Raw genomic sequence first — 13,533 nt, forward strand, 5'->3', positions numbered from 1 at the left:
GCTATCCTTCATCACTATTTTTCAATCAATTTCTTCGTAGTTCGGGTTGAACATTTGCCTTTCTACACCGTTCCCAAGCGATGTTCGCTAACGCACCATATTGATTCGCATATTCATCCAGCTGATGTCGTAACTGGGTAACTACAGTTTCCGCTCCAGGATGAGTCGGATACGCGCCGGTTTTTTCAACAATTTCACGCAATACTTCCGGATTATCAATAATCATACACGGTCGATAATGATTATGTGAATACGGTTGCCGTTTCCGAATTTCTGCAAATAACGGCGATTTCAAAACTTCAACCAATGATTTATTTTTAATATTATCCGTGGCAAAATGGACGAATACGCAGGGTTCAACATCACCATGCGAATTAATATGCAGATAGTTTCGCCCGCCGGCAATACACCCGCCAACCAGATTTCCATCATTCCAGAAATCAGCAAGCAGAATTGATTTCGTTTTACGTAGTTCAGCTAACCGATTAATCCGATGAATGCGTTGTTCCGGCGTCGGCATAAGCTCTAATGCTGGCCGTTTTCCAATGGGAACATAATTGAAATACCACCCGAGAAAACACCCTTGCTTTTCGTAAAAATCGACAAATTCGTCGCTAACTACAAACTCGTTGTTCTCTCGAGTTACAGTGCAAGAGAAGCCGAATAAAACCCCTGCTTTGCGAAGTTCCTGCATAGCATTAATAATTTTCTGGAATGTACCTTTTCCACGTCGGTCATCGGTTTCCTTCTCGAACCCTTCAACGCTAATCGCTGGTAAAACATTTCCTAACTTTGCTAATTTTTCTGCCATCGTTTGGTCAATTAGTGTCCCATTAGTATAAACTTGGAAAAACATATCATTATGCGCCTGAAACATTTCCAAAATATGTTGCCAGTAGAATGGTTCTCCGCCAGATATAGTTATGAAATAGATACCGAGATCTTTCGCTTCTTTAAGGATACGGTCAACCACTGTATAATCTAAATCATCTTCTTTCGTATACATACCGGCATAGCAACCATAACATCCGAGATTACACCGCATTGTCGGGCTGATAACGAAAAAGAACGGAATCCGAATTCCGAGTTCTTGTTCTCGTTGTCGGCGAATCGAATACCCTTTCAGTAAAGCATTAATAAAAAAAGTTTCTATTGCTTTATCCCGATAGGTTGGCGCAGCGAGCGTGAGATGTTTTTTTGCAAACAGAACTAGCCGCTGCATAAACTCGCGACTTTCCGGAACCGGGAATGAACGGAGAAACGGTCGTAGAAAATATAGATATGCTTGGTCTGGTAGGTAAGGTAGTAATCGAAGTGTTTGAAATGCAACTTCAGCAGTCATTACCTCTTTCAATCGGCTAGCTTGTAACATAATATATTTCCCTCCTCAAAATTCCGTTGCCGATTCAAAAAGACTTACGTTGTTACCAATAGTTATTGATAGGTATTGATGCCTAAAAGTATTATAAATCGATTTATGATTTATTGTCAAAAAACGAATAACATTTTTGTTGATTTTAAAAAGCAAATTTTATACCATTTCAGATTATCGAAATTTTCTGGGAAAATACGATAGATTCCTCCTTCGATCATGCCATTTTGGCATAATCTGGCGATTTATAAATTCAATTGTTAAGTATCTTGTTTATTTTGAAAAGACTTGAGGTTTTTATGAAAATAATATTCTATAATTTATTTTATATCCCGCAAAAAAAAAGACTATTACTCATAAATGCGGCGGTGATTGAACCATAAGCAATTTCTTTTCATGATCGCTGTTGAGTAACACTACCGAATAAACACAAAGAGACCGTGGTTATTAGTTCAAAAATATTTTCTCTGTTTTTCTATGATTTCTAGGTATTCATTTGATTCGTTGCAATCCTTGTTCCGGTTTCTGGAACGCAGAAGTATCATCTGCATATTGCAAGATAAACCGCTGGATTTCTCTCGCTGAAGCAGTTAGAACGATTCTATCATTAATCTTTGCATAAGGAAGTGAGACTTTTTTCTGCTCGATTTGTTTTTCGAACCATTCTTGGTTCAAAAAAGAGAGATACAATTTATCGTTTTCGAACCAGACTTTCGAAATACTATGCATTGGAATCAGATGGAGCATATAGTAGATATTCATATCTTTTGCTTCTTCTAATTTCCCGGGGTATAAATCCAAAAACCGATATTTATCAAGCTGAATAAGATACGCATCGAAATTATTCGGTATATTTCCTACATCGAACACGCAAGTATATCGTTTATCACCGGATTTGGTAAACGAAATTTTGTTTCCTTCAGAATCAGTCCAAGTGCCAAGCAATGCCGGGTCGAAAACAAGCTCTTTTTCCGATTCGTATATCGGATTCATTGAAACGATAATACATCCCGAAAACCAAATGACTACCGATAATAATGCTACTGTTTTAAAAAAATATTTCATTAAGATTCACCTCCTCCTAACGAGGGTACGAAAGAACATAAGAACAAGGATTCTTTTTGTTCTAGTTTTTAGTTCTTTAGATCTTTCATTTTATTATTTAAGATGTGTATCAAAAAACTGCTCTACTATCCGTCGGTTTTCTGGGTCACGCCAGAATTTCGGGCCACCGTGTCCTTCCCCTTCGATAATTCGGAAAGTTACTTCAACTCCAGCTTGTTGTAATGCGTTAAATAATATCTCACTTTGTCTAATTGAAACAACTTTATCCTGGTCACCGTGCATAATTAGAAACGGCGGATCATCAGGGGTTACATAGGTTACCGGACTTGCTTGTCTCGCTAGCTCTTTCTTTTCGGATATCGGTCCACCTAGTAATCCTGATACTGCACCGAACGCTTCATTCTGCTGACTTATTGCAGCAATCGGAATAAATCTAGAAAAATCTGATGGACCGAACCAATCGCAGACCGCTTGAACTCGGCTGGAATAATTCTGCCAACCGCCGGAACCTTCTAGTTCTTTGATTCCGCCGGAAGTACCAAGTAATGCCGCGAGATGACCGCCAGCGGACGAACCCCAGACCCCAATACGATTAGGATTAAGGTTATACTCATTCGCTTTTGCGCGCAAAAACCGAATCGCGCATTTACAATCTTCAATTTGTGCTGGGAACGTGGCAACATCGGTTAGCCGATAATTTATACTCGCACAGAAATATCCTTTCCTCGCAAAATAAATGAGCTGGTATATATGACTCTCTTTACTACCGGAACGCCAACCGCCACCATGAATCCAGACAATTACTGGCATCGGAAATTGCGGTCGCTCTTTTTTGCGAATGAAATCAAGTTTTAATGAAACGTTGCCACCTTTACCATATTCGATATCTTTAATATACTCAATATCAGGTGGAATTGGTGGAATGACATGCTGCCATTTATCTCGATTCGGATTCGGTGGTTCTGCCGTAGCATATATGAATACTATTAATAAACCTAATAAGCTTCCAACAATGATTTTAATATAATTGAATAGAGTTTTTTGAGGTATCGTCGTGACCATATCATCCATCTAACCTATATTTTTTACCATGACCATGGTTCATGATTTAGAACCTAATGTATTATTCTATTCCGTTATGCTTTTAGTCGAAACACCTCTTGCAAAAAATATAAAATAAATTAAACGATAGAATTACACACTAGCGAAATGGCAGGCAACGAAATGGTTCAGTTGTTTTTCCAGCAGTTCTGGTTCTTGTTCTTTGCAAATCGGGAATTGAGCAATTGGACATCGGGTATGGAACCGACAACCGGTCGGGATTTTCATTGGGCTCGGGATATCACCAGGTAACAGGATTCTTTCAACCTTAACTTTCGGGTCAGGAATAGGTACCGCTGATAATAATGCTTTCGTATACGGATGCAATGGCGATTTATACAACTTCGTTTTTGTGCTCATTTCAACAATTTTACCAAGATACATCACCGCTACCCGATCGCTAATATGCTCAACTACCGCTAAATCATGGGCAATCAATAAGAAACTCAATTTAAATTGCAATTGTAAATCTTGCAAAAGATTAATTATTTGTGCTTGAATTGACACATCAAGAGATGAAACTGGTTCATCGGCGATAATCAACTCAGGTTCAACAGCTAGTGCTCGCGCAATACCAATGCGTTGCCGTTGACCACCGCTAAATTCATGCGGATACCGATACATGTGATCTGGGTTTATACCAACTGCATTGAGTAGTTCTGCAATTCGTTCTTGTTTCTTTTTCCCTTTAGCTAGATTGTAAACTGTTAGTCCTTCGCCAACGATACTCCCAATCGTCATTCGTGGATTTAACGATGAGAACGGGTCTTGGAAAATCATCTGCATTTTCCGGCGATACGGCCGAATCTCGCGATTGGATAATGTGACCAGATTCGGAGAATCTTTAAAGCGGATTTCACCTTCAGTTGCGCGGTATAATTGCAAAATAACACGACCGAGTGTGGTTTTTCCGCAGCCGGATTCGCCAACAAGCCCGAGCGTTTCACCCGGTTTCATTTCAAATGAAACCCCATCCACCGCTTTCACCTGACCAACGGTTTTGGAGAAAACTCCTTGAGTCACTGGAAAATATTTTTTAACCTTTTTAACAATTAGCAATTGATCGTTTGGATTCATATCATGTCTAATAGAACAGCTCAGATACCAAATCAAATTCCTTTGACATTTATTAAACTAATAGGCATCTAACCAAATGGTTATCTCTCTTTTCTTCAAATTCCGGTACTACCTGCTTGCATCGTTCGGCTACAATCGGACATCGTGGGTGGAACCGACAACCAGTCGGATAATGCAACGGGTCAGGAACTACTCCTTCTATTGTTTTCAATCGCGAGAACCCAGGTTCGCCTTTTGATATTTTCGGTACTGATACTAATAATCCTTTCGTATACGGATGCAACGGGTTATAGAACAGCGTTTCAACATCAGTATATTCAACAATCTGACCGGCATACATCACCGCAACATAGTTCGCAAATCCTGCAATAATCCCTAAATCGTGGGTGATTAATAATATCGAAGACTGAAACTGTTCTTTTAACTCACCCATTAAATCAAGTATCTGCGCTTGAACCGTAACATCTAATGCAGTGGTCGGTTCATCCGCAATCAGCAACGAAGGATTACAGGCAAGTGCCATCGCAATCATCGTTCGTTGCCGCATCCCACCGGATAACTGATGGGGATAATCTTTCGCCCGCTGGGCAGGCGACGGAATTCTAACTAACTCCAGCATCCGAATCGCTTCCTGATACGCATCTTGTCTATTCATTTTTTTATGGAGCATAAACACTTCTGCAATTTGATTTCCAATAGTAAATACTGGATTCAATGAGGTCATCGGTTCCTGAAATATCATCGCAATTTCATTCCCACGAATCCGCCGTATCTCTTCATCTGGTAATTGCATTAAATCCTGGTCTTTAAACCAGATTTTACCATTTACTATTTTCCCTGGTGGATATTGAATTAACCGAAGGATAGATAACGCAGTAACACTTTTCCCACAACCTGATTCGCCGACTAGACCTAGTACTTCCCCTTTTCGAATCGAGAAGGATACATTGTCAACAGCTTTTGATACTCCATCTGGCGTAAAAAAAAATGTCTGCAAATTATCAATCTTTAATAGAACATTATTTTGAGTCATGGTATTAAATCCGAGTTTTAAAAAACAAGGAAAACCTAAACTCAAGCTTAGCGCAAACTAACCGCTTTTCGGCGGTTAGTTTGTTGTTTACTTTAGTCCTACATTATAACATTTGGGTCGAACGCGTCACGGAGCCCGTCACCCAAGAAATTAAATGCTAGAACTGTTATAAAAATAAAAAAACCTGGAATTAATATCCACGGATATTGCTCAAGCACAACGAGATTCTGGGCTGCACTGAGCATATTGCCCCAACTCGCTTGCGGTTCAACGATACCTAATCCGAGCAGACTCAACGCAGATTCGCCGAGAATATAGCTGGGAATATCTAACGTTGCGGATACAATCGCAAATGAAAAGGTATTCGGAAGAATATGTTTAATAATAATCTTCCAAGTGGGAACACCGAGTGCTTGCGCAGCAAGTACATATTCCCGTTCACGAATTGAGAGAACCATTCCGCGAATAACCCGCGCTAACCCTGCCCAACCGATAAAACTCATAATGAATACAATCATAAAGAAAACTTCTACCGAGCTCAATTTTAAACCGAGAAACGCTGCTCGTAACGCTAATAGTAGAAACATGCTGGGAACCATCATGATAATTTCACCGAATCGCATCATTAGATAATCGAATTTCCCACCGAAATAACCGGAAATACCACCAATAACCATTCCAATAGTAAACGAAATGAGAACACCGAGTAACCCAATTGAGAGTGATACCCGCGAACCGTGGAGTATCCTCGAGAAGATATCTCGTCCTTGAGTATCGGTTCCAAAAATGAATATATGCCCTGGGTCTTTAACCCCGAATAAATGCCATGATGTACGGAGCCTCCCACCTTGTACCATTTCATTGCGGGTAGTGAAAAAATAGATATAGTTTTTCTGAGTTCTATCCGGTAGATATTTCCGTTGGTACGTTTGGGTATCAATCTGTAATGTATATTCGTAAACGAATGGACGAAAACTAAATTTCCCGGTTTCATCAAAGAAATGGATTGGGGTTGGCGGCTGGTTCGCATTATTCCGAAAATCTTCATAATACGGATAGGGCGCAATAAAATCTGCAAATATTGCTGAACAATAGAGTATTCCTAATACCCATAAACCGAGCATCGCCATTTTATGCCGACGAAGTCGTCTAAACGCTATTCGGAGAGGAGAATTTGTTTTCTGCATAAAAAATTATTAGGAAACCAGGAAACTAAGAAAATCTATTCATGTCAAATTTATCAATTAGCATTTTAAATTTACTATTTGAAATGCTAATTTTGCATTTTGCAATGAGAAGTTTAGCTAGCTATATCTAATCCGGGGATCGCTTAGCGCCAGCATTACATCAGCGATCAAATTCCCAATGATTAATAAGAATCCACCCATTAATAAATCTGCCATAATAACAAATAAATCCTGGCTCATAATCGCTTCCAGCATCAACCGACCAAGTCCAGGCCAAGCGATGATAATTTCGGTAATCGCAGCTCCGCTTAATAGCCCGGGTAAGGAATAGCCAAACAGTGTTATCATCGGATTAATTGAATTGCGTAAAACATGTTTGAAGATAACGGTTTTTTCTTTTAAACCTTTTGCTCGAGCGGTGATAACATATTGCTGCCGTAGATTTTCGAGCATGGTTCCACGCATGATACGTGATAAACTCGCTATTGAATGGAATCCAAGAACTATTGCCGGGATTATTAAATGATATCCATAATCAATGATTTTCCCAAATAAGCTCATTGATTCGTGGTTAGCAGAAATCATCCCGCCGGTAGGGAGCCACCCAGTCGATGCCGCAAAAAAGAGTAATAAGAACGCCGTGAAAAATGTTGGTAGCGACATCCCAACATACGAAAAAAACGAGAAAAATTTATCTATCCATGAATATTGTTTCACCGCACAATAGATTCCAATTGGAATCGCTAGTCCCCAAGAAATGAGCATTGCGGCAACTCCAAGAATTAAAGTATTTATCAACCGTTCTTTAATCAGAAAACTCACTGGGGTATGGTAAGTGAACGAATAACCAAAATCAAATTGTACTACTCCCTGAAGCCATTTTAAATATTGAATCCATAATGGTTTATCAAGATTGAATTGGTGCCGCATTTGTTCGATGGTTTCTGGTGAAATCTGCGGGTTCATCTTTAATTGGTCGAAGTAGTCGCCAGGAGCTAGCTGGATAACCAGGAAGGATAATAATGTCATCCCGATTAACAGAGGAATCAAATGTAATAACCGTCGAAGAATATAGGAAATCACCGAAAAATAGACAGAAATTAATAGTCAGCAGTCAGGAAAAAACCTTGTTTTGATTCTCTATTCAGTCTACTGACTACTGACTATTATTTTTTGATATAAACTTCTTCGATATTATGAAAAATCCCACCGAACGCGGTCGGATGCAGGTTCCCGAATTTATTTCGTACCGCATATAATGCCGCACGGTTAGCGGTATAAATTATCGGGACTTGTTCTGAGATGATAAGCTGGAATTCATCGTAGAGTTGTTTACGTTTATGCTTATCTAATTCCGACGCTGCAGTATCAAATATCTGGTCAATCCGTTTCTCCCAATCTGTCGCCGGCTGTTTCTGGACTGGATACCATAGATGTAATTGCCCACTGCTATGCCATACATTTCGACCGCTATGCGGGTCAACTCCACCAGTGAGTCCGAGTAGAACCGCTTCCCAATCGTAGGTCGAATCGAGTTTGGTAACTAACGTATTAAAATCTATCGGCTGCAACACGACTTTAATTCCTAGTTTTGTTAAATCACGAACAATGATATTTGCGATTTGTTCTCGTTCCTTATTACTTCCAGCGTTGGTCATTAATGTAAACTCAACGGTATTCCCCTCTTCATCTTCAAGCCAGCCGTCATTATTTTTATCCGAGAACCCCGCTTGCAATAATAACTGTTTTGATTTTTCTAGGTCGTAAGGATATTTTTTTACATTCGGATTATGGAAGAAAACATCTGCAGCACTTTCCGCTGCATCTTGTGGATATCCCAACCCGTAGAACACATTATTAATAATCGTCTGTTTATCAATCGCATGCGCTATTGCTTGACGGAATAACACATTTGAAAACCATTTGCGTTTAACGGGATGTATATACGGCTTTCCATTTGGCGATTTTCCCGGATTTTGATTGAAAACGATAAATTCTGTGCCAAAATCGGGTCCGCAGTTATACACGGTAAAATTCCCGGATTTCTCTTTCGGTTTAAGAATCGAATAATGCTGTGCCCGCATCGGGATAGCATCTATTTCTCCAGACTGGAATTTCAGGAGTTGCGTATCCTGGTCAGGAACGATTATTCGAATAACTTTCTGGATATATGGTAACTTTTTACCTTGTTTGTCTTTTTTCCAATAATATGGATTCGGTTCATAAACCAATTTCTGGCTCGGTAAATATTGCTTGAGAACATATGGTCCAGTTCCCACAATTTCTGATGGTGGAGTATCTAATCCCCAAGCGGAATTAAATTTATCTGCTCCTTTAGCGATTATTGGCTCAAGTTTATGCTTCGGAAGAATCTCTTGGGTCATTAATCGTGGAAACGGCGCAAACGGCTTCGGTAGGATGAATTTAACCGTATATTCATCAACTTTTTCTATTTTCGGTAGTTTTCCATCAACCATAAAAATATCCCGGGAACTCGTCGGAATTTTGGGATTATATATAAGCTTCGTAAACGTAAACACCACGTCGTCAGCTGTAAACGAGACGCCATCAGACCAGCGAACATCTTTCCGAAGATGAAATATCCAGGTTAAACCGTCCGAGCTGATTTCCCAAGATTCCGCAAGGTTTGGTTCAACTTCAGTGGTAACCCCATTTTCCCGGGTTAAACCTTCAAACAGAAGCGATAACGCCTGAGTAGTACTAGTTTCTTTAGCGACGATGATATTAAACGATTTAGGGTCGGAAATAGTTGCAAGCGTTAATACTCCCCCTTGCTGGCCAACAGTAGTAGATTCAGAAATAGTAGGGGTTTTTTTCGAACAGCTGAAAAGGAAAAGAAAAATTAACAAATAAGAAATCAGAGATAATAAGGTAGTATAAGTTTTTCTCTGACCTCTGCGTTCTAACTTCTGACCACTACCATCTAATTTCTGTGGGTTCACTTCATCCATTTATTTCGTAGGAGTTGGCGTTACTGGAACGCTCGGCGTTTGAGTTGGTGTCGCTGGCGGAACGTTTACAGGTGCGGGCTGGGCGGGAACTGCTGGTGCTTGTTGAACTGGAATGTTATCTACGACCGAACTTGTCCGTTGTTTTGAGGCTAGCAGAGATAAACTGAGACAAGTGAACATAAAGACGATAGCACAACCGGTAGTAAGTTTCTCTAGAAATAGCATCGGCCCTCGCCCACCGAAAAAACTTTCACCACTCCCAACCCCAAACGCACTTGACAATCCTGCACCTTTTCCGGATTGCAGTAAAACAATAAGAATTACACCGAAGCATACAAATATATGAATTACTACCAGAGCTATATACAATATAGACCCCATAATTAAATAATTCTCCTTTTCTCGAACGATGAATTGTGTAGGGATAATATATATTCTATCGTAAAATATAGTAAAAACGCAACTGATTTAGCGGGGTATCGTTTGTTCTCATTTAAAGAAAAAATAGGAATATCAATGCTTTCGCATTGAAATCCGTTCCATTTCATTAAAAAATAACCAAGCAGAAAACATAGTCAACGAAACAGGAAGACACAGGTGTTTAAATCGATGAGAATTGGATCGAACCTCTAACTATTTCTTATGATTGCAATGAATCCAATAACCCGAGTTTAATCTGATTGAGTTGACTCGGATCAGTAATTTTATTTCCGTTGCGGTCGGTAACATAAAAAACGTCTACCGCTCGAGCGCCATACGTAGCAATTCGTGCGGAAGTGATATTTAACCCCAATGAAGACATCGTACTGGTTAGCTGGTAGAGTAATCCGAGTCGGTCTTGGGTTCGGATATCAATTACAGTCTGTGTATCTGAAATATCAGGGTTCAACTCGATTTCAGTTGGGATTCGGAATGTGCGTATCGGTTTCAGCATTTCCTGTCGCCGACGGATAGCAATAATTTTTTCTATATCTTTCTTCCCAGAAATGACCGCATTCAATTCATCATCAATCTCCTGCCACCAATATTGGTCTTCAGTCCAGCTTGCGCTCCGTTGGTCAATTTGGATTGTATCGAGAACAATTCCATCAGCTCGAGTATAAATTTGTGCACTTAAAATATTTAACATTTTCGCTGCTAAAGTACCAGTAATTTTGCTGAACACTCCCGGAGCATCAAAAGTACAAATTATGATATCAGTATATCCGAGCTGGAAATTATGTGAAACTGCAGTAACGGATACCGGACTTCCCGCTGGCAATTCCGGCTGAATCAACGCTAATTCTTTTCTGGGTAAGCGTAATCCCGCTGGTGAAACCGGTGTAAGTAGTTTTCGAACCAGTTGAATATGTTCAATAATTTTCGCTGGTGCCGTTCCGAGTAGATATCGAATCGGCATCAACCGGAAATGCTCAGTTATTTCCTCAGTCGTCACGGTGTCCTTATATTGCGTGATTAATTCGGTTTTCAGTTCTTCAATCGCTTGCTGTTCGTCACTTTCGATAATTTCTTTTCCCTCTAGTTTTGCCAGAGTCCGATGATATAACCCTAGTAATAATGCGGATTTCCAATGGTTCCATACTTGCGGACCAACCGCACGCATGTCCGCATACGTAATTAAAAATAACAGTTTCAAATGATAGCTATCGCCAACAAGGTTAGCGAACTGACGTAATATGCGATCTTCATCAAAATCGCGATGCTGTGCTATATCCGACATCAGAAGATGATGCTGGATGAGAAAATAAATCAAATCTCGTTTCTCGGGCTGAATATGAAGCCGATCTAGTATCTGGGGAAGCACCTTCAGGGAGTTCGCAGTATGTTCATTTTCATCAGTGCTAACTTCAGTATTCGTAGTATGCGATTTGCCAATATCGTGGAGTAATGTTGCAAGAATTAAAACTTCTGATTCATTTAATTCCTGATATATTTGCCGAGCTACCATAACCGCAGATTCAACTGGCTGAGCAACTTTTTGTTCAGAAGAACGAGCGAATAGATGAATGGGTGAACCATCTCCGAATCGCTGCATTGAAGCATCATTCGGCTTGTGTTTTAATTCCTGCAGATATTCAACCGCGCGAATACTATGTTCATCCACAGTATACTGATGATGGATATCCTGCCGTACCAAGCACGTTAATGCACCGAATTCTGGGATTATCCGCTCGAGAATACCGAGTTCATGCATTGTTCGTAACGCATATCCTAAATTACCTTTCCCGCGAAGCATCTGTCGAAATGTTTTAAGTCCGTCTTTTCCTAAAAAAACTTGATGGTCTATCTCCGCGATTCGCTGACGAAGGATAGTTTTCGTTGCGATACTAATCGGGCAATTTTTCCGTTGAGCTTGATAAAATAGACGGAGCACCAACTGTGGAGTATTAAGTAATCGGTTCGGTTCAGTCAAACTAATTTCGCCATCAGCAAGTCGTATACCCGGTTCAAGTTCTTGCGGTTTCATGCGGGAACGGGTTGCGGTACGAAATCGGTTCATTGGGTAAGAACGGTGAATAATTATTTCGGTAAATTCGGCGATATCTCGCGCAAAAAGATAATAATGTCGCATGAATTGTTCTACCGCACTGCCTGTTAAATCATCAGTATATCCCATAACCGTAGCAATTTGTTCTTGAAGGTCGAACGTTAGACTATCACGTTTTTTCCCAGTAAGATAATGGAGATGATTGCGTACCCGCCAGAGAAAATCCACTGCAGTTTCAATTTCTTTTCGTTCTGCTTCGGTAATAATCCCTTGATGTTGTAACTCATCGAAGGATTGTATTCCGAACCGTGCTTGAGCGATCCAGATTGCGGTATGGAAATCGCGTAAACCACCACAACTTTCTTTAACATTCGGTTCTTGTTGATATATCGAATTTCCATATTCCTGATGTCGATGATACATCGCATCTAGTTTGGCGAAAATATATTCTTCTAATTTTTTTATGGAAAACAGTTGATGGAATAGCTGCCGTTTTAAACTGGCAAACAAATCGATATTTCCTGCAAGAAACCGTGACTCCATAAATGCGGTTTTTGCAATCACATCTGAAGTAGCATTAGATAAACACTCGTCAATAGATTTTAAACTATGTCCCAGTTGAAAACCTACGTCCCAGAGATAATATAAGATACCACGAGCGATTTTTTGTGTTCTTTCTGGGATAGCTACTGGAACGGATTCAGTTGATTTTACATTGGATTTTGGTATTGCATATAAAAATAATAAGTCAATATCTGAACAAGGATTCATTTCGCCACGTCCATATCCGCCAGTAGCAAGTACTGCACAGTCGGATACTTGTCCATCAATACCCAATTCATCTTTGACTACGAGTTCGAACACCGCAAGAATAACTTCATCAATCAGCGCAGTGGTAGCCGTAACGATATCTTTCCCGGTAGCTTTGGCGAGATGCCATTGATAGATCCGTGCTTTTTCGCCTTTAATATATTCTTTAATTGCGAGCGTATATGCGCGTTTCCGTTCTATCGGGTCAACTATATTCACGATGTCCATGTTTTGTAATAACTGCATTAATTTGGGTTTCATAAAATCTAAATCCTTTTAAAATATAACAAAAATGAAATCAATGTAGTCAAAGTATTATAGTAATAATAGCATATTTTAATTTTGTTGAGGTATAAGCCGATGTAGGTACAATCTTTTAACCGAATGGTTCTAATGTCATCTTACTATACACTAACGGAGTATATAAT

The 13,533-nt window shown here is 39.8% G+C and carries 10 protein-coding genes; all 10 read right to left on the bottom strand.

Going from position 1 to position 13,533, the window contains the following annotated elements; genetic code table 11:
* Positions 1 to 25: 25 nt before the first annotated feature.
* The gene (locus N3A72_01500; protein MCX7918285.1) at positions 26 to 1,372 is read right to left on the bottom strand and encodes a radical SAM protein; all 1,347 of its coding nucleotides are present in this window, start codon (positions 1,370 to 1,372) and stop codon (positions 26 to 28) included.
* Between the two features lie 492 nt (positions 1,373 to 1,864).
* Positions 1,865 to 2,437, bottom strand: a complete 573-nt coding sequence (locus tag N3A72_01505; GenBank protein MCX7918286.1) for a hypothetical protein — start codon at positions 2,435 to 2,437, stop codon at positions 1,865 to 1,867.
* Between the two features lie 93 nt (positions 2,438 to 2,530).
* Complete coding sequence (locus N3A72_01510; GenBank protein ID MCX7918287.1) at positions 2,531 to 3,508, bottom strand: alpha/beta hydrolase; 978 nt, start codon at positions 3,506 to 3,508, stop codon at positions 2,531 to 2,533.
* A 123-nt stretch (positions 3,509 to 3,631) separates the two neighbouring features.
* Positions 3,632 to 4,615 carry an ATP-binding cassette domain-containing protein gene (locus tag N3A72_01515; protein MCX7918288.1) on the bottom strand — a complete coding sequence of 328 codons (984 nt, stop codon included), beginning with the start codon at positions 4,613 to 4,615 and terminating at the stop codon, positions 3,632 to 3,634.
* Positions 4,616 to 4,667: 52 nt separating this feature from the next.
* The gene (locus tag N3A72_01520; GenBank protein MCX7918289.1) at positions 4,668 to 5,648 is read right to left on the bottom strand and encodes an ABC transporter ATP-binding protein; all 981 of its coding nucleotides are present in this window, start codon (positions 5,646 to 5,648) and stop codon (positions 4,668 to 4,670) included.
* Between the two features lie 98 nt (positions 5,649 to 5,746).
* Complete coding sequence (locus N3A72_01525; protein ID MCX7918290.1) at positions 5,747 to 6,835, bottom strand: ABC transporter permease; 1,089 nt, start codon at positions 6,833 to 6,835, stop codon at positions 5,747 to 5,749.
* Positions 6,836 to 6,952: 117 nt separating this feature from the next.
* Positions 6,953 to 7,918: an ABC transporter permease gene (locus N3A72_01530; GenBank protein MCX7918291.1), complete on the bottom strand. Its 966-nt coding sequence runs from the start codon at positions 7,916 to 7,918 to the stop codon at positions 6,953 to 6,955.
* 83 nt (positions 7,919 to 8,001) lie between these two features.
* Complete coding sequence (locus N3A72_01535) at positions 8,002 to 9,807, bottom strand: ABC transporter substrate-binding protein (GenBank protein MCX7918292.1); 1,806 nt, start codon at positions 9,805 to 9,807, stop codon at positions 8,002 to 8,004.
* Positions 9,808 to 10,188 (bottom strand): preprotein translocase subunit SecG, encoded by a 381-nt coding sequence (secG, locus tag N3A72_01540; protein ID MCX7918293.1) that lies wholly within the window; start codon positions 10,186 to 10,188, stop codon positions 9,808 to 9,810.
* Between the two features lie 259 nt (positions 10,189 to 10,447).
* Positions 10,448 to 13,366 carry an HD domain-containing protein gene (locus tag N3A72_01545; GenBank protein ID MCX7918294.1) on the bottom strand — a complete coding sequence of 973 codons (2,919 nt, stop codon included), beginning with the start codon at positions 13,364 to 13,366 and terminating at the stop codon, positions 10,448 to 10,450.
* Between the last annotated feature and the right edge of the window lie 167 nt (positions 13,367 to 13,533).

The sequence above is a fragment of the bacterium genome (assembly GCA_026416715.1).
Classification (GTDB): domain Bacteria; phylum UBP4; class UBA4092; order JAOAEQ01; family JAOAEQ01; genus JAOAEQ01.